This is a genomic window from Alcaligenes sp. NLF5-7 (assembly GCF_024266725.1).
GTDB classification, from domain to species: Bacteria; Pseudomonadota; Gammaproteobacteria; order Burkholderiales; family Burkholderiaceae_B; genus Alcaligenes; species Alcaligenes phenolicus.
In genome coordinates this window covers 3,320,591-3,345,070 of the sequence record NZ_CP100755.1, presented here as the reverse complement: position 1 = coordinate 3,345,070, position 24,480 = coordinate 3,320,591, and the positions used below count along the sequence as shown (strand labels likewise).

The 24,480-nt window shown below is 56.2% G+C and carries 23 protein-coding genes; 3 read left to right on the top strand and 20 right to left on the bottom strand.

The genetic code is table 11. The features are described from left to right. The first annotated feature begins 80 nt into the window (after positions 1-80). Positions 81-779, top strand: a complete 699-nt coding sequence (locus MID00_RS15420; RefSeq protein ID WP_254499024.1) for an epoxyqueuosine reductase QueH — start codon at positions 81-83, stop codon at positions 777-779. Positions 780-1,100: 321 nt separating this feature from the next. On the opposite strand, the gene clpB is transcribed toward MID00_RS15420, so the two are convergent. Then, a complete protein-coding gene (clpB, locus tag MID00_RS15415) occupies positions 1,101-3,692 on the bottom strand; it encodes an ATP-dependent chaperone ClpB (RefSeq protein WP_009455937.1) in 2,592 nt (863 codons plus the stop codon). A 324-nt stretch (positions 3,693-4,016) separates the two neighbouring features. Here clpB and MID00_RS15410 point away from each other — a divergent pair, with 324 nt between their 5' ends. Continuing rightward, positions 4,017-4,745 (top strand): helix-turn-helix domain-containing protein, encoded by a 729-nt coding sequence (locus MID00_RS15410; protein ID WP_009455938.1) that lies wholly within the window; start codon positions 4,017-4,019, stop codon positions 4,743-4,745. A gap of 161 nt (positions 4,746-4,906) precedes the next feature. On the opposite strand, the gene MID00_RS15405 is transcribed toward MID00_RS15410, so the two are convergent. From MID00_RS15405 to aceA, 10 genes are all read right to left on the bottom strand, one after another. Beyond that, positions 4,907-5,161, bottom strand: coding sequence for a hypothetical protein (locus MID00_RS15405; protein WP_022983138.1), 255 nt, complete (start codon positions 5,159-5,161; stop codon positions 4,907-4,909). 66 nt (positions 5,162-5,227) lie between these two features. Continuing rightward, entirely contained in the window at positions 5,228-5,431 is a 204-nt protein-coding gene (locus MID00_RS15400) for a FixH family protein (protein ID WP_009455940.1), read from the bottom strand. 18 nt (positions 5,432-5,449) lie between these two features. After that, a complete protein-coding gene (gene ccoG, locus MID00_RS15395; RefSeq protein ID WP_026482942.1) occupies positions 5,450-6,949 on the bottom strand; it encodes a cytochrome c oxidase accessory protein CcoG in 1,500 nt (499 codons plus the stop codon). 37 nt (positions 6,950-6,986) lie between these two features. Continuing rightward, entirely contained in the window at positions 6,987-7,904 is a 918-nt protein-coding gene (gene ccoP / locus MID00_RS15390) for a cytochrome-c oxidase, cbb3-type subunit III (RefSeq protein WP_009455944.1), read from the bottom strand. Further along, positions 7,901-8,074 (bottom strand): CcoQ/FixQ family Cbb3-type cytochrome c oxidase assembly chaperone, encoded by a 174-nt coding sequence (locus MID00_RS15385; protein WP_009455945.1) that lies wholly within the window; start codon positions 8,072-8,074, stop codon positions 7,901-7,903. The genes ccoP and MID00_RS15385 overlap by 4 nt, the downstream gene beginning before the upstream one ends. Beyond that, positions 8,075-8,734, bottom strand: a complete 660-nt coding sequence (ccoO, locus tag MID00_RS15380) for a cytochrome-c oxidase, cbb3-type subunit II (protein ID WP_254499023.1) — start codon at positions 8,732-8,734, stop codon at positions 8,075-8,077. It lies immediately after the preceding gene. Between the two features lie 10 nt (positions 8,735-8,744). Next, complete coding sequence (ccoN, locus tag MID00_RS15375) at positions 8,745-10,232, bottom strand: cytochrome-c oxidase, cbb3-type subunit I (protein WP_021446465.1); 1,488 nt, start codon at positions 10,230-10,232, stop codon at positions 8,745-8,747. Positions 10,233-10,418: 186 nt separating this feature from the next. After that, the gene (gene ccoS / locus MID00_RS15370) at positions 10,419-10,604 is read right to left on the bottom strand and encodes a cbb3-type cytochrome oxidase assembly protein CcoS (RefSeq protein ID WP_009455947.1); all 186 of its coding nucleotides are present in this window, start codon (positions 10,602-10,604) and stop codon (positions 10,419-10,421) included. 1 nt (position 10,605) lies between these two features. Next, positions 10,606-11,574 carry a hypothetical protein gene (locus MID00_RS15365; protein WP_254500304.1) on the bottom strand — a complete coding sequence of 323 codons (969 nt, stop codon included), beginning with the start codon at positions 11,572-11,574 and terminating at the stop codon, positions 10,606-10,608. Positions 11,575-12,159: 585 nt separating this feature from the next. After that, on the bottom strand, positions 12,160-13,467 hold the full coding sequence (aceA, locus tag MID00_RS15360) for an isocitrate lyase (RefSeq protein ID WP_009455950.1): 1,308 nt from the start codon (positions 13,465-13,467) through the stop codon (positions 12,160-12,162). Between the two features lie 308 nt (positions 13,468-13,775). Here aceA and queF point away from each other — a divergent pair, with 308 nt between their 5' ends. Next, positions 13,776-14,603: an NADPH-dependent 7-cyano-7-deazaguanine reductase QueF gene (queF, locus tag MID00_RS15355; protein WP_250755863.1), complete on the top strand. Its 828-nt coding sequence runs from the start codon at positions 13,776-13,778 to the stop codon at positions 14,601-14,603. A 180-nt stretch (positions 14,604-14,783) separates the two neighbouring features. Here the strand turns inward: queF and MID00_RS15350 are convergent, their stop codons facing one another. From MID00_RS15350 to paaN, 9 genes are all read right to left on the bottom strand, one after another. Further along, positions 14,784-16,034 carry an MFS transporter gene (locus MID00_RS15350; RefSeq protein WP_031231865.1) on the bottom strand — a complete coding sequence of 417 codons (1,251 nt, stop codon included), beginning with the start codon at positions 16,032-16,034 and terminating at the stop codon, positions 14,784-14,786. Positions 16,035-16,039: 5 nt separating this feature from the next. Next, on the bottom strand, positions 16,040-16,612 hold the full coding sequence (gene pgsA / locus MID00_RS15345) for a CDP-diacylglycerol--glycerol-3-phosphate 3-phosphatidyltransferase (RefSeq protein ID WP_009455960.1): 573 nt from the start codon (positions 16,610-16,612) through the stop codon (positions 16,040-16,042). Positions 16,613-16,651: 39 nt separating this feature from the next. Next, positions 16,652-18,475: an excinuclease ABC subunit UvrC gene (gene uvrC, locus MID00_RS15340; protein ID WP_250757239.1), complete on the bottom strand. Its 1,824-nt coding sequence runs from the start codon at positions 18,473-18,475 to the stop codon at positions 16,652-16,654. Next, positions 18,438-19,493, bottom strand: a complete 1,056-nt coding sequence (nagZ, locus tag MID00_RS15335; protein ID WP_254499022.1) for a beta-N-acetylhexosaminidase — start codon at positions 19,491-19,493, stop codon at positions 18,438-18,440. Before nagZ ends, uvrC begins: the two co-directional genes overlap by 38 nt. After that, positions 19,490-19,948 (bottom strand): holo-ACP synthase, encoded by a 459-nt coding sequence (gene acpS / locus MID00_RS15330; protein WP_060185274.1) that lies wholly within the window; start codon positions 19,946-19,948, stop codon positions 19,490-19,492. The genes nagZ and acpS overlap by 4 nt, the downstream gene beginning before the upstream one ends. Positions 19,949-20,079: 131 nt before the next feature. Then, positions 20,080-21,393: a phenylacetate--CoA ligase PaaK gene (gene paaK, locus MID00_RS15325; protein ID WP_009455971.1), complete on the bottom strand. Its 1,314-nt coding sequence runs from the start codon at positions 21,391-21,393 to the stop codon at positions 20,080-20,082. Positions 21,394-21,467: 74 nt separating this feature from the next. After that, complete coding sequence (paaI, locus tag MID00_RS15320) at positions 21,468-21,929, bottom strand: hydroxyphenylacetyl-CoA thioesterase PaaI (protein ID WP_009455979.1); 462 nt, start codon at positions 21,927-21,929, stop codon at positions 21,468-21,470. Further along, complete coding sequence (gene paaG / locus MID00_RS15315; RefSeq protein ID WP_009455980.1) at positions 21,929-22,720, bottom strand: 2-(1,2-epoxy-1,2-dihydrophenyl)acetyl-CoA isomerase PaaG; 792 nt, start codon at positions 22,718-22,720, stop codon at positions 21,929-21,931. The genes paaI and paaG overlap by 1 nt, the downstream gene beginning before the upstream one ends. A 14-nt stretch (positions 22,721-22,734) precedes the next feature. Further along, positions 22,735-24,399: a phenylacetic acid degradation protein PaaN gene (paaN, locus tag MID00_RS15310; protein WP_254499021.1), complete on the bottom strand. Its 1,665-nt coding sequence runs from the start codon at positions 24,397-24,399 to the stop codon at positions 22,735-22,737. Between the last annotated feature and the right edge of the window lie 81 nt (positions 24,400-24,480).

The following is a 24,480-nucleotide window of genomic DNA, read 5'->3' as shown; positions in this document are numbered from 1 at the left end:
ACTTTGCCAAGAATCTACAATAGTCGCATTGATTTATTGTGCGACCGACTCGGGACGCCTTTTTTCTCGGATTCAGATTCATGTCCACTCAGCTCAATCGTCCAGTTTTAACCATGCCGGAAAAGCGCGAGAAATTGCTGCTGCACTCCTGCTGCGCCCCCTGTTCGGGCGAGGTGATGGAGGCCTTGCACGCCTCGGGGATTGAATACACCGTTTTCTTCTACAACCCCAATATCCATCCGGTGCGCGAATATGAACTGCGCAAGCAGGAAAACATCCGCTTTGCCGAACAGCACGGTATCGAATTTATTGATGCCGACTACGACGTGGATAACTGGTTTGAACGCGTACGCGGCCTGGAACACGCCCCCGAGCGCGGCGAGCGTTGTACGGTCTGCTTTGACATGCGCTTTGAGCGCACAGCCCTCTACGCCCATGAAAATGGCTACGACATCATCTCCAGCGTCCTGGGTATCTCGCGCTGGAAAGACATGAACCAGATCAACGACTGCGGCGAGCGCGCCGCAGCCCGTTATCCGGAGATGAAATACTGGACCTACAACTGGCGCAAAGGTGGCGGCTCGCAACGCATGCTGGAGATCAGCAAGCGCGAGAACTTCTATCAGCAGGAATATTGCGGCTGCGTGTACTCGCTGCGCGACACCAACCGCCACCGCCGCTCGCAAGGCCGCCCTCGTATCGAGATCGGTGTGAAGTTCTACGGCAAAGATGAGCTGGACCTGACTCCGCCCCCAGCACCGGCGCAAAAGAACGCATAAGCGAGGCCTGAACGGTCGTCCTGGCGGACTTAGCACACCTGGCTGAAACAGCCTCTGCTTGACAGTTGTCCCTTATACGAACAGTGCATCGATAAGCCCCACCAGGATTCTGAATAGCTTTGTCTTTGCCAAAACCCAAGTGGGTGTCACAGTTCAGAGGTAAAGCAGCCCAAGCTTGAAACAATCCGTCGAGCCAAAGAAAAAGCGCCTTGGTTGCCCAAGGCGCTTTTTTTACTGCCGTTTCAACTAAGGCTTACTGCATGCGCTGGTCCGCTCTACTGCTCAACGCTCACCAGCACAGCAGTAATCAGAGCCTGCTCATTACTGGATACTGCGGGTGAACGTAAACTCGCCGTCCTTCCAGTCCACAGGCACTACATCCTTAGGACCAAAGCGGCCTTCCAGAATCAAGCGTGCCACCGGGTTCTCAATGTGCTGCTGAATGGCACGTTTCAAAGGACGTGCGCCAAACACAGGGTCAAACCCAGCCTTGGCCAACTGAGCCAAAGCCGCCTCGCTGACTTCCAGATGCATGTCACGTTGAGCCAGACGCTGATCCAGACGCTCAAGCTGGATACGAGCAATGGACTCGATGTGTTCTGCTTCCAGACCGTGGAATACCACCACTTCGTCGATACGGTTCAGGAACTCGGGGCGGAAATGCTGTTTCACTTCTTCCCACACCACTTCCTTGATCACATCGTAAGGCTCGCCCGACAAACGTTGAATATGCTGCGAACCCAGGTTGGAGGTCATGATGATCACCGTATTGCGGAAGTCCACCGTACGGCCCTGACCATCGGTCAAACGACCATCGTCCAGCACCTGCAAGAGCACGTTAAAGACGTCGGGGTGTGCTTTCTCGACCTCATCCAGCAAAATCACCGAATAAGGTTTGCGACGCACGGCCTCGGTCAGGTAACCGCCCTCTTCATAGCCCACGTAGCCGGGAGGCGCCCCGATCAAACGAGCCACCGAGTGTTTCTCCATGAATTCGCTCATGTCGATACGAATCATGTGATCCTCGGAATCAAAGAGAAAGTTGGCCAATGCCTTGGTCAGCTCGGTCTTACCCACACCGGTTGGCCCCAGGAACAGGAAGGAACCATAAGGGCGGGACGGATCAGACAGACCGGCGCGCGAGCGACGGATGGCATCCGACACCAAACGTACGGCTTCACCTTGGCCGACCACACGCTTGTGCAAGTAGTCTTCCATCTGCAAGAGTTTTTCACGCTCGCCCTGCATCATCTTGGACACCGGAATACCGGTTGCACGCGAAACCACTTCCGCGATTTCCTCGGCACCAACCTGTGTACGCAACAAGCGAGGCTTGTCCTGATCAGCCTTGTCCATATTGGCTTCAGCCGCTTTCAGGCGCTCTTCCAGTTCGGGCAGCTTGCCGTATTGAAGCTCGGCCAACTTGTCGAACTGGCCCTTGCGTTGCAGCTCGGCCATTTCGGCACGCACTTTCTCGATTTCCTCTTTAACGACTTGCGAGCCCTGAACTGCCGCTTTTTCGGCTTTCCAGATCTCTTCGTAGTCGTTGTACTCACGCTGCAGCTTCTCCATCTCGTCATTGATGGCCTGCAAACGGCGCTGAGAGGCTTCGTCCGTGTCCTTGATGACGGCTTCACGCTCAATCTTCAACTGAATGATGCGGCGATCCAGCTTGTCCATGACCTCGGGCTTGGAGTCGATCTCCATGCGGATACGGGCAGCGGCCTCGTCGATCAGGTCAATGGCCTTATCGGGCAGGAAACGGTCCGTAATGTAACGCTGCGATAGCTCGGCCGCAGCCACAATGGCCGGGTCGGTAATCGCCACACCGTGGTGCAGCTCGTAGCGCTCCTGCAAACCACGCAGAATCGCAATGGTGGACTCCATGTCCGGTTCGTTAACCAGCACTTTCTGGAAACGACGCTCCAGAGCCGCGTCTTTCTCGATGTACTGGCGATACTCGTTCAGCGTAGTAGCACCGATACAGTGCAGCTCGCCGCGCGACAAGGCGGGTTTGAGCATATTGCCGGCATCCATGGCACCTTCGGCCTTACCGGCGCCCACCATGGTGTGCAACTCGTCAATAAAGACAATGGTTTTGCCATCGTCCTTGGACAGCTCTTTCAAGACGGCTTTCAGACGCTCTTCAAATTCGCCACGGTACTTGGCACCCGCCAGCAAGGCAGCCAGGTCCAGCACCAGAACACGCTTGCCCTTCAGGGTTTCGGGCACTTCGTTGTTCACGATGCGCTGCGCCAAGCCTTCCACAATGGCGGTCTTACCCACACCAGGCTCACCAATCAACACGGGGTTGTTCTTGGTGCGACGCTGCAGAATCTGGATAGTGCGACGAATTTCGTCGTCACGACCAATCACCGGGTCCAGCTTGCCCAGACGGGCACGCTCGGTCAGGTCAGTGGTGTACTTGTCCAGCGCCTCACGGTTGCTATCACCTTCGGCATCATTCACATTGGCACCACCGCGTACGGCCTCGATGGCCGCTTCCAAGGCACGGCGCTGCAAGCCAGCATCGCGCAAGGCACGACCGGTTTCGCCTTTGTCGTCAGCCAGGGCCAGCAGGAACAACTCGCTGGCGATATAGGTATCACCGCGCTGGGCGGCTTCCTTGTCGGTTTTGGCCAAAGCGGCTTGCAGAGCCGAGCTGAGCTGCTGCTGACCTTCCGCCCCTTGTACCTTGGGCAGATTGGAGATCAGGCGGTTAAGCTCATTTTCCAGACGGGGAATGGCGACGCCCGCACGAGCCAGCAAGCTGCCAGTGCCGGAATCGGCATCGGCCAGCAAGGCGACCAGTACGTGGGCGGGTTCCAGATAGGGGTTGTCTTCGCGAACAGCCAGGCTCTGCGCATCGGCTAGAGCCTGTTGAAACTTCGTTGTCAATTTATCGATTCGCATAGAATTTTCACTTGAGAAAATATGCGATAAGCTAAAGCAAACAGTTACTAAATACTGCTCGCTCAGATCTCGCAACAAATAACAGGATGAATTGAAGATAAGGCCAAAAACCAAGTATTCAAGTGTTTGGATCGCTTTTAAACAACAACCTGGCAAGAGCAGTCTGACCGCGCTGTACCCGGCATGGGCAGCCGCTTCCCGCATGGCGCAGCTCTTAAGAACTAAACATATTAAGGATTAGCGGGAATACCAACCAATAAAAAGCTACAATTACACTTGATTTGACTCAAAGATTTAGCGTTTCGCCATCTGACATTATTCCTTATGCAAAAACGTATCTCGGTTACCGCTGACTCCATACGCTGCTCCAGCTGTATGCTCAATGAGGTATGTCTACCTCTTGGGATGCCTAAGCATGAAATGGAGCGGTTGGACGAATTAGTCAAGGAGCGCATCCGCATCCCCAAGGGCGGCGTGCTGTTTCGACTGGCCGACTCAGTCGAAGGAATCTATGGTCTGCGCTCTGGTTCGATCAAGATGCAGCTGGAAGATTCCACCGGCCACATCCAGATTACGGGCTTTTTATTACCAGGAGAAATCCTTGGCATGGATAGCCTGGTTGAAAACCGCCATGTCTCCCATGCCATCGCCCTGGAAGACAGCGAAGTCTGTGTGATCCGCCTTGATGATCTGGACCGCCTGTCGGCCCAACTGCCTATCTTGCAACAACAATTCCGTCGCTTGATGAGCAAGGAAATCAACCGCGCCCATCAACTGATGATGACCTTGGCCGGACTGCGTTCCGAGCAGCGCCTGGCCGCCTTCTTGCTGAACCTGTCCCAGCGCCTGTCGCTGCTTGGCTACTCCCCTTACGAATTCATTCTGCGCATGAGCCGCGAAGAAATCGGTAACTTCCTGGGCCTGACACTGGAAACGGTCAGCCGCCTGTTCTCGCGTTTTGCGCGCGAAGGTCTGCTGAAAATCTCTCAGCGTGAAGTCCACTTGCTGGATCTGGCCGCCCTGCGCACTCTGGCAGGCACGGAGTGCGATTAAATCCCCTAGCTGGCTCCTTGCCTTTACCTGGTATTGCCTAGGGCTTACGCAAGGCTCTGAACGTCTCTAGGGCCTGCTGCATCACTCCCCAGCGCCAAGCGCGTACAAAAAAAGCACATGCAAATTGCATGTGCTTTTTTGTCGTTTGGCGCTTGTCGAAATCAGTCCAGACTATCTGCCGGTTCAGCCAGTACCGCTGGCGAACCAGAGGACATATACAGGCTAAGCGTACAAGCCACCGCAGCGGCCACCCAGAACAGAAAAAACGCCACCGTGTAAAAGGTCAGTCGATCTACTTGCATATGTCCAAGCACAACGATGTCCAACGGGTCTACCAAAGCAAACACAATTGCACTCAGTACCCCAGCGACCAGGAATGAAGGCCACAGTATCCACATCAACGATCGGATGGTCATTCGTACCCCCTTCTTGAACGGAAACATACTTCTCTCAACCCTAGCGTAACGGTGTATCAACTACTTTTAGCGCTGCTCGCGGGCAGGCTCGCCTTTGGTGACGACCAGACCTTGCTTGACGCCGCCGTCCGTCACTCCCTGATTACTGAAGTTCTGGAACGCCAGCACAATGGTAATGACGCAGCCCACGATAGCCAGAGCCGGGCCGGCCATCAACAACCAGGGCCACGGTTCACGCCACCAGGGTCCACTGTCCTTTGATTCGTCCATGTTTTGCTCTTTATAAAGTTACTGAGGAATATAGAAACTACTGCGTTCATTCACGTAGGTCTTGCGGCCGCCTTCATGCTCGCCGACTGCCTGAATGGAAATATCATACAGGCCTGGCTTGGCACTACTAATTGGGACTTGCACCACGACAGGCAACAATCTATTGCCTGCAGGGGCCACATGAATGTGATCCTGGCCGTTCTCGGTCAAGTGAATGCGTGCACCTTCCAGACCTGTTACGGACAACTGCAACTCCATCGCCTCTTCCGAGGTATTGATGACTTGCAGACGGAACACGTTTTCGATCATGCCGCCAGGCACTTCACGGCCCAGAGCACCACGGTCACGAATCACGTCCACACGCATCGGGGTACGGGTTGCCAGGGTGTAGACGAAGGCACCGCAAATGACGGCCAGAATCAGGATATAAGACAGCACGCGCGGGCGCAGCATGCGACGTCGCACCTGCGATTGCGTCATGCGCTCTTTAATGGCGCGCTCCGAGGTGTAGCGGATCAGGCCCTTCTCATAGCCCATCTTGTCCATGACCTGGTCACAGACGTCCACACAGGCGCCACAGCCAATACACATGTATTGCAGGCCATCACGAATATCAATACCGGTCGGACAGACCTGAACACAGAGGCTGCAGTCCACACAGTCACCCATACCGGCTTCTTTATGGTCAATCTTGCGAGATCGACCACCGCGGGTTTCACCACGCACAAAGTCGTAGGTCACCACAAAGGTATCGCTGTCCACCATGGCACTTTGGAAACGTGCGTAGGGGCACATGTACTTACAGACGGCTTCGCGCATGAAACCGGCGTTACCCCAGGTGGCAAAGGCGTAGAACAAGAGCCAGAACCACTGCCAAGGGCCCAGAGACAGGGCGATCAGCTCGCCACCCAGTTCGCGGATAGGAGCAAAGTAGCCGATAAAGGTAAAGCCGGTCCACAAAGCAATCACAATCCACAGGAAGTGCTTGGTCGCTTTGAGACGCAATTTACGGGCGTTCCAGGCTTGCTCATCCAAGCGGATACGCGCCAGACGGTCCCCTTCCACCTTGCGCTCAACCCACATGAAGATCTCGGTGTAGACCGTCTGCGGACAGGCATAGCCACAGAACAAGCGTCCGGCCATGGCGGTGAAAAGGAATAAGGAGAAGGCAGATATCAGGAGCAGCACCGTCAGGTAAATAACGTCCTGGGGCCACAAAATCATGCCAAAGATGTAGAACTTGCGTTCCAGCAGGTCAAACAGCACGGCCTGACGGCCATGCCATTCCAACCAGGGCAGACCATAGAAAATGATCTGCGTGAAATACACCATCCAGATCCGCCAGCGGGCGAATACGCCCTTGACGGATCGTGGATAGATTTTGCTGCGTACATCGACCAGAGCCTTCTCGACTTGCGGAGAGGTTCCACCCGCTCCCTTGGTGTTACGTGGAGGTTGCCACTTGGGCACAGTTCCCTGCGCGTTATCAGCGCTGGGTTGGGAAGAATCACTACTCATTGCAAGTCCTGAAGGCGTCAGATCAATTTAAAACACATTAGTTAGCCTGGGCAGGCTCGGCATTGTTCGACAAGCCCCAGACCCAACCCGCCAGCAAACGAATCTGCTCAGGAGTCAAAGTGGCTTTCTGAGCCGGCATCTGGTTGGTACGGCCCTGCAAGACGGTCTGAACGATAGTGGCTTCGGAGCTGCCATACAACCAGTAATCGTCCGTCAGATCAGGAGCGCCCAACAAGGTGTTGCCCTTGGCATCCGCACCGTGACAGGCAAAACATGCGCTGTCATAGACACGCTTACCAGCCACCAGACGCAGAGGATCTGCAGCCAGGCCGGACAAGGAACGCACATACTGAGCCACGTCGGAGGCTTGAGCGGGGGTGAATTGCGCTTGTGGCGGCATCATCCCGGTACGACCTTCGGTAATGGTGTGCAGAATCTGCTCGGGCTCGCCACCCCACAACCAGGCTTTATTGGCCAGGTTAGGGAAGCTGGGAGAACCCTGCGCATCAGAGCCGTGACACTGGGCGCAGTTGTTCAGAAACAGGCGCTGACCAATTTCGCGGGCTTCCTGATCGCGAGCGATCTCTTCAATAGGCATTTCGCGGTAACGGGCGTACACAGGCTCCAGGCGAGCATTGATCTCGGCCTGTTGCTGCTTGACCTGCTGGCCGGAACTAAACCCCAATGTGCCCTTGAAACTGCCCAGGCCGGGATACAGCACCAGGTAACCCAAGGCAAACACACACAAACCGATGTACATCACGGTCCACCAGCGAGGCACCGGCGTGTTCAGCTCGGTCAGGTCACCATCCCAGACGTGGCCGGTTTCTTCCACATCGACCGTCTTGCCCAGAAATGCACGCTGAGTAAATAACAGCCACAAACAAAATATGATGCCTAACAAGGCGATGCCGGAAATCCAGAGGCTCCAGCCATTATTAAAAAAGTCACTCATTCGGAACCCCCAGGGTTTTTATCGTTGCATCCCTCGTCGGGCAAGGCGAAAGGCAGAAGCGCGGCTTCTTCGTTGGCCTGGCGGCGTCCCCGAGAGAACGCCCACCAGCAAATGCCAAGGAAGGTCGCCATCGCCAAAGCAGTCATAACACCGTTGATGATGGCTAGCATTTAGTGGCTCCCCTGCTCCACAGCCCTAGCAGCTGCGTCGCGACTGGCTACGCCCAGGCCCTGCAAGTAAGCAACCACCGCATCTTCTTCGGTCTTGCCTACCAGCTCCTGAGGAGCAGCATCAATTTGTTCCTGCGTGTAGGGGACACCCAACGTACGCAATACCTTCATGCGATCCTGAATGTTTTCACCTTCGACCGAGTTTTTCTGCAGCCATGGGTAGGCGGGCATATTGGACTCTTTCACCACGTTACGTGGGTTGCGCAGGTGAATGCGGTGCCATTCGTCGCTGTAGCGCTGACCAACACGGGCCAGGTCAGGACCAGTACGCTTGGAACCCCACAGGAAGGGGTAGTCATAGACAGACTCCCCAGCCAGCGAGTAAGGACCATAACGCTGCACTTCGGACTGCAGCATACGAATCTGCTGCGAATGACAGCCCACACAACCCTCACGGATGTAGATGTCACGTCCCATCAGTCGCAAAGGATCGTATGGCTCGATACCTTCAGTGGGCTGGGTCGTCGAGTGTTGAAAGAACAAGGGCACAATCTGAACCAGACCTGCGAACGAGATCACCAAGATGCTCAGGATGATCAACAACCCGGTATTTTTCTCGATCGTGGCGTGTGAAAAGCGCTTTTTAGTGTCATTAGCCATGATTTACTCCTTAGGCCAGCACAGGGGTTGGACCCACCAGGGCTGGATCGCGGGCGTCTGGGTTTTTGAGGGGCACAACAGGGTTGATGCCTTTCTCGCCTGCACGGATGGTCAGGAACACGTTCCAGGACATCAGCAAGATGCCGGCCACAAAGAAGGCGCCGCCCAAAGCACGGATTGCGTAAAAGGGGTAAGTAGCTTTCACGACTTCCACAAAGCTGTACGTCAAGGTGCCATCAACACCGGTAGCACGCCACATCAAACCTTGCATCACACCGGCAATCCACATCGCGGCGATATACAGCACCACACCCAGGGTAGCCAGCCAGAAGTGCAGGTCGATCAGACGAGGACGAGCCATTTCAGTACGGCCGTACAGACGGGGAATCAGGTAGTACAGAGAACCGAAGGTAATCATGGCAACCCAGCCCAACGCGCCGGAATGCACGTGACCAATGGTCCAGTCGGTGTAGTGCGACAGCGCGTTCACCGTACGGATAGCCATCATGGAGCCTTCAAAGGTGGACATACCGTAGAAGGACAGAGCCACAACCATGAACTTCAGGATCGCGTCAGTACGCAGCTTGTGCCAGGCACCCGACAAAGTCATGATGCCGTTGATCATGCCGCCCCAGGAGGGAGCCAGCAGAATCAGGGAGAAAGTCATGCCCAGGGACTGAGTCCAGTCTGGCAAGGAGGTGTACAGCAAGTGGTGAGGACCTGCCCACATGTACGTAAAGCCCAGAGCCCAGAAGTGAACGATGGACAAACGGTAGGAGTAGATGGGGCGGTTGGCCTGTTTGGGGATGAAGTAGTACATCATGCCCAGGAAGGACGTGGTCAGGAAAAAGCCCACGGCGTTATGGCCGTACCACCACTGCACCATGGCGTCCTGCACACCGGCGTAGGCCGAGTAGGACTTCATGAAGCTGACTGGCAGTTCCAGGTTATTGAAAATGTGCAGTACAGCGATGGTAACGATGTAGGAGCCAAAGAACCAGTTGGCCACATAAATGTGACGCACACGGCGCTTGACGATCGTGCCAAAGAACACAATGGCGTAAGCCACCCAGACCAGCGTGATCAGGATGTCAATCGGCCATTCCAGTTCGGCGTACTCTTTGGAGCTGGTGTAACCCATAGGCAGGGTAATGACCGCGGCCACCAGCACGGCTTGCCAGCCCCAGAAGGTGAAGGCTGCCAGCTTGTCGCAGAACAAACGGGCCTGACAGGTACGCTGCACGACATAGTAGGATGTCGCGAACAAGCCGGTGCCACCAAAGGCAAAAATCACAGCGTTCGTATGCAGTGGACGCAGACGTCCAAAACTAAGCCACGGTGTGTCGAAATTGAGTTCTGGCCAAATCAACTGCAAGGCAATAAAAAGGCCTATTGCCATGCCGATGACGCCCCAAAATACGGTCATGATGGCGAACTGCCTCACAATCCCGTAATTGAAGACTTCGGCGTTATTTCCGACTGCATCGGAAGTGCCCATTTGCTTCCCCTAAACAAACATTGTTAATACAAGCGACAACAAGCTACATCATCCAGCAAGTCGGTAATCTGCTACTTGATGCTTATCAAAAAACTTCGGAAAGCACGCGCTCGCGCGTGTTTCCGCCCCGCAGACTGTGTGTCGCCGACCATTTGCAGGGCTAAAAAACAAAAAAATTGGAAGGTATCAGGAATCGGGTGGACGCTCTGCTCCCGACAAACCCGCTGTAGAGTCGTCGTCCAGCAAGATGGAATCAGCCGCATTGCCCGTATCTTCAAACTGGCCAGCAAAAATGGCCCACCAGAAAGAGACACCGATAACAATGACCAGGAAAATGGAGATGGGGATCAGGACCAGCAAAGAGCCAAACATATCAGCCCTGCCTTGCTGCTGGACCGGGCCACTGAGCCGGCACCTCGCGGGTGCGGCTGCGATAGATGCGCCAGGAGTTGGCCGCCACGGCCAAAGAGGACACCAGCATGCTGACGGCGGCCAGCCAGGGAGCCACAATGCCCAAGGCCGCCAAAGGAGTCATGAGCAAGTGCCAGACAATCGAACCGTACAGGTTTTGACGGGCGATGCGGCCGGTTTGCTGGGTCAGTTGTACAACTTCAAATTCATTCTTGGCAGGTCGGGCCAGCAAACCGGCATGCGCCGAAGCGACGGCCGAAGGCACCGACATGGACATGGCACAGGGACAGCTCATGACCAGCATGGCAACCACAACGGGAACGACATGCGAAGGGTCCATCCAGTACCAGACCAGACCAAATGCGGCGGCCAATACCAGCTGAATGCTGACAAACCAGAATGCCAGAGTATTGGCATGACCTGTCACAGACTGGCGAAAGCGTTCGATCAGGTCATGGGATGCGGACTGCGTCACCGACTGGCGCGCGCAAAGCTCCAGATAACGGGCAGTCAGCAAAAAGGCCACGAACATCGTGACCGAGTCGTAGTACACCTCACCCTGCTGGATCCAGGTGTTGTACACGCTAGGCAGGAAGGCACCCACAATACCCAAGGCCACCGGCACATCCATGCCTACACGACCTTCGGACAAGCTTTTGATAGCCCCTTTTAGAATGGGCCAGGCACAGTACAGCACGACAGGCATGGTCAAGCACAGGCCCGCCCAGTTCATGAGCACAATGACTTGCGAGAGAGATTCAATGTCTTCAGCGCGAGTGCTGAAAGAGCGCATATAGCCAGGGAAAGCAAACATCATCACCTGCATGGCAGCCAGCCAAGACAGGCCCAAACGGGCTAATGTGTGTCGCCGACGCGACCGCTGCTCATCGGTGAGGGGCTTTGGAAGAGAAAAAATCGAATATGCGCGCATGGAAGGACTATAAGCCACTGATATTTCTTCATTCTTGATTTAAATCAATACGACTTTGCTTCGATCCTATATCGTTGTCCTTATGCATCTTGTTCAGGCCGTTACCCCCCCAACGCGGCGCTAACTGTTCAATGCTTTCAAGGCTGCTTATTGGCAGCCTTTTTTTTATTCCCATCCGCAACACAGGACAAGGATTTCGCACTGCTTGTGCGTCTCTTGCGCGGCCAAAGTCTACCACGCCTTTTCCCTATGAGAATGCCTTGATTATCAAGACTTTTCATGACGAAATAATGTAGCTCTGTGAATGCAAATCAATCCACGCAAACGTGCACTTTGAATTGAAGAACAGGCAGGTCTGACCACCCGCTTTGCAAGCCTTTCCGGGCTTGTTTCCGCTCCCTCTTTCCATACTTTCAAACTCTGTTCAAAACAGCTTCCACCAAATATCAAGCCTTCAAATTTGATATTTGAAATATGTAGCTTTTAAGCAAAAAAGTGTGCCAATAAAAAAGCAGCCCACCGACTGGAGCGTACGGTGGGCTGCCTGCAACCAGAGAAGGGGCTATCTACCCTTCCCTGTCCTGCTTATGCCTCGGAGGGCGCAAACTGCTCGGCTTCTGTGGAGCCGGCCAGTGCGGTCGTCGAGGACTTACCGGCTTCAACTGTCTGAGTGACAGCATCAAAGTAGCCTGTACCCACTTCGCGCTGGTGTTTCACAGCGGTAAAGCCCAGGGGTGCAGCGGCGAACTCTTTTTCCTGCAGTTGAACGAAGGCGCTCATCTGGTTGCGGGCGTAGCCATGGGCCAGCTCGAACATGCCGTAGTTCAGTGCGTGGAAACCAGCCAGAGTGATGAACTGGAACTTGTAGCCCATGGCACCCAGCTCGCGCTGGAACTTGGCAATCGTGGCGTCGTCCAGGTTCTTCTTCCAGTTGAACGATGGCGAGCAGTTGTAGGACAGCAGCTTGCCAGGGAACTGACGGTGGATGGCTTCCGCGAAGCGGCGGGCGTACTCCAGATCCGGTGTGGAGGTTTCGCACCAGACCAGATCGGCATAAGGAGCGTAGGCCAGACCACGGGCAATGGCTTGATCCAGACCGGCACGGGTGCGGTAGAAGCCTTCCACCGTACGCTCATCCAGAATGAAGGGGCGATCGTACTCGTCCACATCGCTGGTGATCAGGTCCGCTGCATCCGCATCCGTACGGGCAACCAGAATGGTGGGAACGTCCAGAACGTCAGCAGCCAGACGAGCAGCCACCAGCTTGGAGATGGCCTCACGAGTTGGCACCAGCACTTTGCCACCCAAGTGACCACACTTCTTGGCCGAAGCCAGCTGGTCCTCGAAGTGAACGCCAGCAGCGCCAGCCACAATCATGGCCTTCATCAATTCAAATGCGTTCAGCACGCCACCGAAACCGGCTTCCGCGTCGGCCACGATAGGAGCGAAGTAATCCACGTAGCCTTCGTCACCCGGGTTCACCCCTTCCATCCACTGGATCTGATCACAGCGGGCCAGGGAGTTGTTGATGCGACGCACCACGGATGGCACCGAGTTGACGGGGTACAGCGACTGGTCAGGGTACATTTCGCCAGCGCTGTTAGCGTCGCCAGCCACTTGCCAACCCGACAGGTAAATCGCTTTCAAACCAGCCTTGACCTGTTGCATGGCCTGGTTACCCGTCAGAGCGCCCAGTGCGTTCACAAAGGGTTCCTGATTGATGGATTGCCACAGACGCTCAGCACCACGGCGAGCCAGGGTGTGCTCCTCAACCAGAGAACCACGCAAACGAATCACTTCCTCAGCGGTGTAACCACGCTTGATACCTTGCCAGCGTGGGTCTTCTGCCCAGCGTTTTTGCAAATTGCGGATCTCAGTTTCTCGAGCATTCATGGTGAACTCCTAAGATGGATTTAACAGTGAACAAGATGACTACAGTCTACCCAAATGCTGCACCGCATCCATGTTTTCTATCTTATATAAGAGTAAATATTTTTCTGTTAAAAATCATATAGATATATAATTAATTTCGAGATATGAAATGACTTACCTGTTTGTGAAATGAAAAACTGTGCGGCGCGCAAGCCGTTTTTTGCATACTGAGACAAGGATTTCACAATGTGGGATAATCGCCTTTATACCACCCGGTGAGCGCCTGCTCGCTGCACCGGTTTCCCGTTTTATTTCTGCAGCACCCGTCAATGAGCAACAACTCCCCTCTTAAAGACTCGCCTCTTGGGCACGATGTGGTTTATCCCACACAGTACGACCCCAGTGTCCTGTTTGGTATTGAGCGCTCCCTGAACCGCCAGGCGCTTCAGCTTCCCGAGCAATGGCATGGCGCCGATATCTGGAACGGTTACGAGATCTCCTGGCTCAATCCCAAAGGCAAGCCTGTCGTCGCACTGGCGCGCTTTGTTATTCCCTGGAATAGCCCACGCATCATCGAGTCCAAATCCTTCAAGCTTTATCTGAACTCGTTCAATGATGAAGTGGTGGAAGATGTGGCCAGCCTTGTGCAGCGCATGGAGCAAGACTTGAGCGCGGTTGCCGGTGCCGCTGTCAATGTGACGCTGATTCCGCTCAAGGCCTTGAACGGCCAGCCTATCCGTCAGCTCGAAGGCCATTGCATTGATGAGCTGGACATCAGCATTCAGGACTACACGCCACAAAGCGGCTTGCTGCAATGCCTGCCAGATGCCCCCATCGTGACCGAATCCCTGGTTTCTGATTTGCTCAAGTCCAATTGCCCCGTTACCGGCCAGCCCGACTGGGGTAGTGTGCAAGTACGCTATACCGGCCCGCAGATTGATCCGGCTTCCTTGTTGCGCTATATCGTCTCACTGCGCCGGCATACCGAGTTCCACGAACATTGTGTAGAACGCCTCTACAGCGATATCCAGCAAAGCTGCCAGCCCGAGCGTTTGCTGGTGTACGCGCGTTATACCCGCCGCGGTGGCCTGGACATCAATCCCTGGCGCAGCAGCCACGCGGATAGCGTGGACGAACCTCGCCTGGCGCGTCAGTGATCTCTATATAAAGCCAGCTAGAGATGTTTGAACCAGGAGGGCCAATACGCCTTTCTGGATTCAAGGTGCCAAGCTCCGCAGCAAGACGCAGCCAGGGCAAGAAAAAACCCCAAAAACTTGACAGGTTTTTGGGGTTCTCTTTTAGGGCTTTCCAAGTAGCCATGAATAGCTTCAAGCCAATCAGGATTTGGCCGCACGGCTTACGGTAGAAGCCACATACACCGCCAGGCCAGCCGCAGTCCAATACCCGATGGCTGCGCCGTACCAGGGAGCCTGGGTCAAACCCACGTCCAGCAGCAAACCAAAGCCCACTGGTGCCAGGGAAGAACCTACGTCCATGCCCGAGTACACCAGACCATACACTGCGCCGGTAGACCCTTTGGGAGTGACACGACGTATCAGCATGTCCCGCGATGGCGAGGCAATACCCGAGCAAAAGCCAGCCGCGCCCACCACGAACAAGGCCAGCGAAGGCATGACCCAACCTGCCCCCAGTACCAGCAACAAAGCGCCCGATACGCAAAGGGACACAAACACAATCAATTCAGAACGTGGTGTCGTGGAAGCAATAAAGCCACCCACAAACATGCCCGCTGCCGAGGCCAGCATGAAACCGGACAAAGCCGTACCCGCCGTCACCTTATCAATGCCATAGGTGTTATGCAGCATAGGAATGGTGTAGTTCTGCACCACGGCCATCGCTGCCGTAGCAAAGGCAAAGAACAGGAAGGCACCCCACAGGGAAGGACGGGACAGCAAAGTAGATAGCGTCGTCCAAACCGATTCTTTGCTCTGTGGACGTGCAGGCGCTGTTCCCGAGGCTGTACGTCCCGCCAAGGCATCCCGGTTGATCAGGACTAGCACCAGAATAGCCGCAATCAGGGCTGCCGCCGACAGCACGGCAACACGCCAGTTAAAGTAAATAGTCAGCGTGGTGATAAAGACCGGCGTCAGGGCCCAGCCCAGATTCCCAGTCAAACCGTGTGCGCTAAAAGCGTGGCCCAAACGAGCCGGGCTGACACGATGATTCAGGATGGAGTAATCCACCGGGTGGAACACGGCATTGCCCACGCCACCGATCAAGGCAGCCGCCAACAGCATTCCATAGCCATTGGCCGTCCCGATCAGCAAGGCCGCCACCACAAAACAGGACAGACCCACTTTCAGGACCGGCAAGGCGCCGATGCGGTCAACCAGAAAACCGGAAGAGGCCTGCCCAAAACAGGACACCAGATAAAAGGTGGTCACCAGACCACCCAAGGTCAGGAAGTCGTAACCGAACTCTTGGCCCAGGGAAATATACAGTGTGGGCAGAATCAGCTGAAAGAAGTGCGAACTGGCGTGGGCGATACCAATAACGCCAATAACCCGCCAGTCCTGTGAACCGTCAGGCCCCGCCCCATCCAGCGTCGTTGTTGATGAATTAGCCATTTAACTTAAAGCTGCTTTTTCTTGATTTCCGGCCAGGCCTTCTGCAAGTAATAGCACATGGACCAGACCGTCAGGACTGCAGCGACAATAATCAGGGCTTGCCCAATGATCCGTGTCGGCAGGCCCATGACAGGCGACCAGTACAGCAGACAAGGAATGGCAACCATTTGCGCCGCAGTCTTGAATTTACCCAAGCGGTGAACAGCCACACTACCACTGGCACCAATCTTGGCCATCCATTCCCGCAATGCCGAAATGGTGATTTCGCGGCCAATAATAATCAGGGCGATAAAGGCGTCCACACGGCCCAGATCCAGCAAGACCAGCAAAGCGGCACTGACCATGAGTTTGTCCGCAACCGGGTCCAGGAAGGCCCCGAATGAGGACGTCTGGTTCCAGCGGCGAGCCAGCCAGCCGTCAAACCAGTCCGTTGCGGCGGCCACGATAAACACCGAAGCGGCCCACAGATCGCGTGTTTCCATGCTCAGCCAATTCGCTGGCAGATAAAACAGGGCGACGATCAAGGGGATCAGAACGATGCGAAGCCACGTCAGGGCTATGGGCAGATTAAAAGGCATAGCTTGGATACCAACCTAATTTAAAACAAAGGCTCTCGCCTATCGTAAAGCATGATAAATGCGTTCGGCCAGTTCAGTGGATATTCCATCAACCGCACTAAGCTCATCAATACTTGCGTCCGCAACGCCACTAAAACCACCAAAGCGAGCCAGCAGACGCTGACGCCGTTTGGCGCCAATCCCGTCAATATCTTCCAGGCGTGACACATTGCGCGTTTTGGCACGTTGGGCACGCATGCCCGTAATGGCAAAACGGTGCGCTTCGTCACGCACCTGAGCGACCAGCATCAGTGCCGCCGACTCCACACCCAAAGCCACAGGCGGGCGATCATCGGCAAATACCAGGGTTTCCAGACCTACTTTACGCTTTTCACCCTTGGCAACGCCGACCAGGACGTGAATATCCAGGCCCAGTTCCACAAAAACCTGGCGGGCAATTTCCACCTGCCCCTTGCCACCGTCGATCAACACAATGTCGGGCAAAGGCGCCAAACCTTCGGCAACCCGCGAGAAACGTCGGTTCAGCACTTGGCGCATGGCCGCATAATCATCGCCGGGCGTGATGCCTGCAATGTTGTAGCGGCGATAAAGCGAGTTCTGCATCTCGTGGTGTTTATAAACCACACACGAGGCTTGGGTGGCCTCCCCTGCTGTATGGCTGATATCGAAACATTCGATGTGCAGGGTATCAAGCTGGGCCTCATCCAGGTCCAGTTGCAGTGCTTCGGCCAGGGCTCGGGTACGGTCAGCGCGAGCGGTGGATTCGCTCAGCACACGGGCCAAGGCCAGGCCGGCATTCTTGGTGGCCTGCTCCAGCCAGATCTTGCGTACCCCTTGGGGGCGCACCACCACACGCGCCTTCACACCGGTTTGCTCAGCCAGCAATGGCATCAGGTCTGCATCGGGCAAAGCGTGCGAACAGACCAGAACCGGCGGCATGCGGCGCTCCAGATAGTGCTGGGCGATAAACGCGGCCAGCACATCGCTAGGGGTGTCATCGTTGATTTGGGTGGGGAAGAAAGCACGGTCACCCAAGTGACGGCCGCCACGCACCATGGCCAGGTTCACACAGAACTTACCACCGGCGTTCAGCACCACAATAATGTCTACGTCTTCCTTGCCTACCTGCTCCATGCTTTGCTGCTGCAGTACGGCGGACAGGGCTTTCATCTGGTCGCGCAAAATCGCTGCCTGCTCGAAATCCAGCGAGTCCGAAGCCTGCATCATGCGCTCTTGCAGCTCGCCCAGAATTTCAGAGGTATTCCCGTCCAGAAAGCTGATGGCGCGCTGCACATCCAGCTGATACTGCTCGGGCGCGATCAAGTTCACACAGGGGGCCGAACAGCGCCCGATCTGATGCAGCAAACAGGGACGGCTGCGGTTGGCGTACACGCTGTCTTCACAGGTCCGCAAACGAAACACCCGTTGCAGGATCTGAATGGTTTCACGCACTGCCCAGGAGTTGGGATAAGGGCCGAAAAAATGCCCTTTTCCGCTGGTACTGCCCCGGTAATAGGCAATACGCGGCGCCTGGTGGGCGCTGATCATCAGGTAGGGGTAGGACTTGTCGTCCCGGAAAAGAATGTTGTAGCGCGGCCGCAGGCGCTTGATAAGGTTGTTTTCCAGCAGCAAGGCCTCGGCCTCGCTGCGGGTAACGGTTACCTCGATGCGCGCGACGCGCGCCACCATATGGGCAATACGGGGACTGCTCAGCGTTTTCTGGAAGTACGAGCTGACACGGCGCTTGAGATCACGCGCCTTGCCCACATACAGTACCTCGCCCTGTTCGTCGATGTGCCGGTACACGCCCGGCAGATTCGGCAAATCAGACAGATAGGATTTTAGATTGAAGTCCGCGGGCATATTGATAGTGTTCATCCGCTTGCAAAGCGTCCCAATCCAGGGCTGGCGTCGTCGGCATCAAACGACGAATGCGGTTTTGCGATTCCTCGGAAATCGTGAAATCCAGGCGCGAGAGCAAGTCGTCGGCCAGATCAGGACGATTGCATACCAGCACCATGTCGCAACCGGCCCCCAAGGCGGCCTGAGCACGTGCCAGGATATCGCCCACGACAGTGGCGCCTTCCATGGTCAGGTCGTCGGAAAAAATCACGCCGTCATAAGCCAGGGCCTTACGCAGCACACGCTGAATCCAGTATGACGAAAAGCCGGCTGGCAGCGGGTCCACTTTGGAATAAATCACGTGAGCAGGCATCACCGAAGGTAGCTGCAAGGTGCCCAGCCAGCCGTAAGGAGCAGCATCCTCGTCCAGAATCTCTTCCAGCGTACGATCGTCAACGGGAATCTCGTGATGCGAATCTGCCTCTACACCGCCATGGCCAGGAAAGTGCTTGCCGCAGGCAGCCATACCGGCCTTGTTCAAACCACGGATCAAGCCGGCTGCCAACATGGAGACGGCACGGGGATTACGGTGGAAAGAGCGATCACCAATCACCTTGCTGACACCCCAGTCCAGATCCAGTACCGGCGTAAAGCTCATGTCCACGCCGCAAGCGCGCAGCTCGGCCGCCAGCACATAGCCCGTATCGGCGGCAACAGCAGCGGCCTTGACCGCATCGCGCGTCCACAGTTGACCCAACTGGCTCATGGCGGGCAGCGTGGTAAAGCCATCCTCGCGGAAACGCTGTACCCGGCCCCCCTCATGGTCCACGGCGATCAGCAATGGCTCATCTCGCGCTTCGTGAATGGACTGGCACAGGGCGGTCAGCTGAGCACGATTTTCAAAGTTGCGGCTGAACAGGATCACGCCACCGACCAGAGGGTGGCGCAGGCGCTCACGCTCCTGATCCGTCAGGATCATGCCCTGCACGTCCACCATGACCGGGCCCGGAGGCAGCACTGCTTGCGAGGAAGAACTCATTTAGTATCAGACTCAGCTAAGGATAAGGAAGGAATGGCAGGCGCTTTGGCTTCCAGCACAACAAAGGCCATGGCCATATCGGATTCATCTGTCAGGGAAATATGAACGGCCCCGAAGCGGGCGTCAAACCAGTCTTGCAAATCAGCAGACAGGCGCACTACCGGGCGGCCACCAGGCGCGTTCAAGGTTTGCATGCGTGACCAGGCCATAGGCATGCGCATGCCCAGCCCCACCGCTTTGGAAAAAGCTTCCTTGGCTGCGAAACGGGTGGCCAGATAGCGCAGGCCGCGCACCGGGTCGCGTGCCTGACGGCGGGCATAGACCTCTCGCTCCTGCTCGCCCAGAATGCGCTTTACAAAGCGATCACCATGACGAGCCAAGGCGCGCTCGATCCGCTCGATACGGATCAGGTCGGTGCCGATGCCGGCAATCAAACCGGACGGTATTGGGGGCATGATGTCATCAGAAAAAATACTGCAAAAGCGGCCTGGGCCGCCCACCAGCTTGCAATGATACCGTGAGAGCGCGGAATACAAAAACGGCCCTGCCAGAGCAGAGCCGTTTTTTTGACGTCAACACGCCAGACTTAGAACGCGCGCTTGTCGATCACACGTTTGGCTTTGCCCGTCACAGTACGCTCGACCATGCCGGAGGACTGCACACGAATTCGTGCGCTGACACCGATAAAGGTCTTGATGGAGTGGCTCAGACGGCGGGCCATTTGCTCGCGCTCGGCGTCGTTCAGGTGATTGAACTCGGGACGCACTTCAACCAGAATTTCCAGTTCGTCCATATTGCCGTTACGGCTCAATACCAACTGATACTGGGCGGCCAGCTCGGGCATCTTCAGAACCAGTTCTTCGACCTGGGTCGGGAACAGGTTCACGCCACGCACAATGACCATATCGTCGCTGCGGCCCGTAATCTTGCCAATACGGCGCATGCTGCGCGAAGTGGGCGGCAACAGTTGTGTCAGGTCGCGAGTGCGGTAGCGAATGACGGGCATGGCTTCCTTGCTCAGCGAGGTAAAGACCAGTTCGCCACTTTCACCCTCAGCCACAGGCTCGCCGGTTTCAGGATTGATGATTTCGGGGTAGAAATGGTCTTCCCATACCACTGGGCCGTCCTTGCTTTCCACACACTCCATGGCCACGCCCGGGCCCATCACTTCGGACAGACCGTAGATGTCCACGGCGTCGATGCCAGCGCGCTGCTCAATATCCAGACGCATCTGGCCGGTCCAGGGCTCGGCACCAAAAATACCGATACGCAAGGAGGTATCGCGGGGGTCCATGCCCTGGCGCTCGATCTCTTCGACGATATTGCAGAAGTACGAAGGGGTAACCAGAATCACGTCGGGACGGAAATCCTGAATCAGCTGAACTTGTTTTTCAGTCTGGCCGCCGGACATGGGAACCACGGTACAACCCAGACGCTCGGCACCGTAGTGCGCACCCAGACCGCCAGTGAACAGGCCGTAGCCGTAAGCCACGTGGGCAATATCACCGGGGCGGGCACCGGCCGCCCACATGGAACGGGCAAACAGATCGGCCCAGGTGGAGATGTCATTGGCGGTGTAGCCCACCACGGTTGGCTTGCCCGTGGTGCCACTGGAAGCGTGCACGCGTGCCACCTGTTCACGGGGAACCGCAAACATCTTGAAGGGGTAGTTGTCACGCAGGTCCTGCTTGGTCGTGAAAGGGAACTTGGAAATGTCCGACAACTGCTTCAAATCGTCGGGGTGCACGCCCGCTTCGTCAAATTTCTGCCGATAGTGCGGCACATTCTCGTAAGCATGCTTTAGCGTCCATTTCAGACGCTCCAGCTGCAAGTTGCGGATTTCGTCAACACTTGCATGCTCAATGGCATCGCGGCCAACCTGTTCTTTAATTGCTGTCATGGTGTACTCCTGCCCTGCCGCTGGTGTGGTACTTCCGACCCCCCCGGGTCTACAGGGTATGTATCGTCAAAAAATTATTTTTTTTCAATCCCGCCCAGTACCGTGCCATTCAGCCGGTACGAGCGCCCACGGAACAAGGCAACGCGCTTGTTGTTCTGGTTGACCACCTCGATGTCATACACCCCGGTGCGACCGGCCAGGGAGGCCTCGACCGCACGAGCGGTCAGGACGTCCCCTTCAAAGGCAGGAGCCAGGTAATCGATAGTGCAGCCGGACGCAACAGTCGGTGCATTGCGAGAATTGCAGGCAAACGCAAAGGTGCTGTCAGCCAACGCAAAAATGAAACCACCGTGACAGGTCTTGTGCCCGTTGAGCATGTCGGCGCGCACCGTCATGCTCATGTCGGCCTTGCCCGGTGCCACGCTATCCAGGCTCAGGCCCAAAGCCTGAGATGCCTGGTCATTGCCATACATATGGTCACTGACCTGCTCGGCCAGTGCTTGTGGGTCTTCAACAGCCATTGCGTTGCTTTGCATTACTTTCCTTTAAATTGGGGGGCACGCTTGCCCAGGAATGCATTAACACCCTCGCGGTAATCCTCGGATGCACCCAGTTCACGCATCAAGTCGCGCTCCAGATCCAACTGTTGATCAAGCGAATGGGCATCACTGGCATAAATCGCTTTCTTGGCATAGGCCAGACCTTTGGTCGGGGCCTGCGCAAAATGGGCGGCCAGTTCGTTCAGGCGAGCCTGGAAAGCGTCATCGTCCACGCACTCCCAGATCAGGCCCCACTGCGCTGCCTGCTCGGCCGAGAGCTTGTCACCCAGCAAAGACAGGCCCATCGCGCGTGCCGTGCCCACCAGACGAGGCAGGAAGAAGGTACCGCCAGTGTCAGGCAGCAAGCCCAGGCGGCAGAATGGCTGGATGAAGCTGGCCGAACGAGTGGCGATCACGATGTCACCGGCCAGAGCCAGGTTCGCGCCAGCACCGGCGGCAACACCATTGACACCCACCACCACAGGGGCCGCCAGCGCACGCAGACGGCGCACCAGCGGTGCGTAGAATTTTTCAATGGTGGCACCCAGATCCACGGGGGCATCGCCCGCGCTCATCTGACGCTCGGACAGGTCCTGGCCGGCGCAAAAGCCACGGCCATTACCGGTCAGAATCAGCACACGCAGATCCGCGCACTGTTCTACTTTATCCAGAGCCTGAGCCAGCTCGCCGTGCATATCGGCCGTGAAGCTGTTGAGCTTGTCGGGACGATTCAAGGTAATGCGTGCTACGCCATTTTCCAGCTGAAATTGAATACTTTGGTCAGTCACCTGGCCACCCTCCTTTAGAAATGCCAGCGAGTCTGAACGACGCGGAAGCGGTTAGCAACGTAGGCCGAATCCGACAGAGATGCGTTGGCAGCCGGGTTGGCGCCGGTGCCGTGGAAGTCGCTATAGGCTGCGGTCTGGTTGATAAACACAGCGCCGGTCAGGTTCAGGGACAGGGATACGCCGGAACGCTCGGCCATGCGCTGGATCTTGGCGGTCACGGCATCATCGGTGCTGTAAGCCGACAAGGTCAGTGCGCCGTGCTCGATCACGTTGCGACCTGCCACTTCAATGCTTTGCTCGGTCGAATCGGTTTGCACCACAAAAACGATGGGGCCGAACCATTCTTGTTGAATCTCGGGCTGATCCACACGGGCCTGCAAAACCAACGGTGTACGTACGCGGGCACCGGGGAATGCGGGGTGTTCCAGCGTCTGGCTATCAGCCAGGATAGGCATGCCCAATTGGCGAGCCTGATCAATACGCTTTGCGCAGGCTTCGTTTTGCACGGCACCCGTAATTTCAACGGCACGGGCCGGATCGGACACCAGCTTTTGCACTGCCTGGGCCAGACCTTGAGCCACTTCGTCAAAGCTCATCACGCCATCGGCAGTACGGATACCGTCACGAGGCACGTAAATGTTTTGAGGAGCGGTACACATCTGGCCGGAGTACAGCGCAAAGGAGAACGCCAGGTTGCGGGCAACCGCCTTGAAATCCTCAACCGAATCAATAATCACCTGGTTCACACCAGCTTTTTCGGTGTAGACCAAAGCGTGGCGGGCATTTTCTTCCAACCAGTTACCGTTCTGGCTGCTGCCGGTAAAGTCGATCAGCTTGACGGCCTTGTTCAGTGCCAGTTGCTGGGCGGTGTCTTCCGATGGCTCGTGAGCGGCCAGCAAGACCACATTAGGATTGAAACCGGCTTCGGCCAGCACTTCGCGGGCGACAGCAACGGTAATGGCCAGAGGCAGAATCGCGCCAGGGTGCGGCTTCACAATTACGGTGTTACCGGTTGCCAGCGAGGCAAACAGACCGGGGTAACCGTTCCAGGTCGGGAAGGTGGAGCAACCAATCACCAGACCAATGCCACGGGGCACGACTTTGAACTGTTTCTTCATCTGGATGGGATCGTGCTTGCCCTGGGGCTTAATCCAGTCAACCAGACCGGGGATACGGGACATTTCCTGCCAGGCGTAGGCCACGGCTTCCAGCGCACGTTCCTGAGCGTGAGGGCCACCGGCCTGGAAGGCCATCATGAAGCCCTGACCCGTGGTGTGCTGCACAGCGTGAGCGATCTCGAAGCTGCGCTGATTCAAGCGATGCAGGATTTCCAGGCAAATGCCAACCCAGGCTTGCGGGCCAGCATCGCGCCAGCTGTCCAGCGCCAGTTGCGACTGAGCCAGCAATTGGTCCACCGGCACTTTGGGGTAGCTAATGCCCAGATCAAAACCAAAAGGCGATTGCTCGTTGCCGACTTCACCTTGTGCGCCTTCCAGCGTCAAGGGAAAGGCTTTGCCACGGTAGGCTTCAAAAGCAGCCTGACCATCCTGAGCCGCGGTTTCACCGTAGGCGCGCGGGCTGGGATTTTCAGGATAAGCGCTCCAGAAGTTGCGCTCCAGAATACTGCTCAAAGCCTGATCCAGCGTTGCCTGATGCGTCTTGAAAAAATCTGCTGCCATACAATGTGCTCCTGAAACTAGTAGGACGCCAAGCTGGGAAGCTGGCGTCCAGATTCTTGAAAAACCGCTATGTTGCTGCGG

Bases quoted from the DNA above. Each gene is read 5' to 3' on its own strand.
- paaN (WP_254499021.1), bottom strand. From the start codon at position 24,399: ATGGCAGCAGATTTTTTCAAGACGCATCAGGCAACGCTGGATCAGGCT.
- MID00_RS15400 (WP_009455940.1), bottom strand. From the start codon at position 5,431: ATGGACGAATCAAAGGACAGTGGACCCTGGTGGCGTGAACCGTGGCCC.
- ccoO (WP_254499023.1), bottom strand. From the start codon at position 8,734: ATGGCTAATGACACTAAAAAGCGCTTTTCACACGCCACGATCGAGAAA.
- uvrC (WP_250757239.1), bottom strand. From the start codon at position 18,475: ATGCCCGCGGACTTCAATCTAAAATCCTATCTGTCTGATTTGCCGAAT.
- acpS (WP_060185274.1), bottom strand. From the start codon at position 19,948: ATGCCCCCAATACCGTCCGGTTTGATTGCCGGCATCGGCACCGACCTG.
- MID00_RS15420 (WP_254499024.1), top strand. From the start codon at position 81: ATGTCCACTCAGCTCAATCGTCCAGTTTTAACCATGCCGGAAAAGCGC.
- MID00_RS15350 (WP_031231865.1), bottom strand. From the start codon at position 16,034: ATGGCTAATTCATCAACAACGACGCTGGATGGGGCGGGGCCTGACGGT.
- paaI (WP_009455979.1), bottom strand. From the start codon at position 21,929: ATGCAAAGCAACGCAATGGCTGTTGAAGACCCACAAGCACTGGCCGAG.
- aceA (WP_009455950.1), bottom strand. From the start codon at position 13,467: ATGAATGCTCGAGAAACTGAGATCCGCAATTTGCAAAAACGCTGGGCA.
- ccoS (WP_009455947.1), bottom strand. From the start codon at position 10,604: ATGTTTGGCTCTTTGCTGGTCCTGATCCCCATCTCCATTTTCCTGGTC.
- nagZ (WP_254499022.1), bottom strand. From the start codon at position 19,493: ATGAGTTCTTCCTCGCAAGCAGTGCTGCCTCCGGGCCCGGTCATGGTG.
- ccoN (WP_021446465.1), bottom strand. From the start codon at position 10,232: ATGGGCACTTCCGATGCAGTCGGAAATAACGCCGAAGTCTTCAATTAC.
- clpB (WP_009455937.1), bottom strand. From the start codon at position 3,692: ATGCGAATCGATAAATTGACAACGAAGTTTCAACAGGCTCTAGCCGAT.
- pgsA (WP_009455960.1), bottom strand. From the start codon at position 16,612: ATGCCTTTTAATCTGCCCATAGCCCTGACGTGGCTTCGCATCGTTCTG.
- MID00_RS15405 (WP_022983138.1), bottom strand. From the start codon at position 5,161: ATGACCATCCGATCGTTGATGTGGATACTGTGGCCTTCATTCCTGGTC.
- MID00_RS15385 (WP_009455945.1), bottom strand. From the start codon at position 8,074: ATGCTAGCCATCATCAACGGTGTTATGACTGCTTTGGCGATGGCGACC.
- paaK (WP_009455971.1), bottom strand. From the start codon at position 21,393: ATGACAGCAATTAAAGAACAGGTTGGCCGCGATGCCATTGAGCATGCA.
- MID00_RS15410 (WP_009455938.1), top strand. From the start codon at position 4,017: ATGCAAAAACGTATCTCGGTTACCGCTGACTCCATACGCTGCTCCAGC.
- queF (WP_250755863.1), top strand. From the start codon at position 13,776: ATGAGCAACAACTCCCCTCTTAAAGACTCGCCTCTTGGGCACGATGTG.
- MID00_RS15365 (WP_254500304.1), bottom strand. From the start codon at position 11,574: ATGCGCGCATATTCGATTTTTTCTCTTCCAAAGCCCCTCACCGATGAG.
- ccoG (WP_026482942.1), bottom strand. From the start codon at position 6,949: ATGAGTAGTGATTCTTCCCAACCCAGCGCTGATAACGCGCAGGGAACT.
- ccoP (WP_009455944.1), bottom strand. From the start codon at position 7,904: ATGAGTGACTTTTTTAATAATGGCTGGAGCCTCTGGATTTCCGGCATC.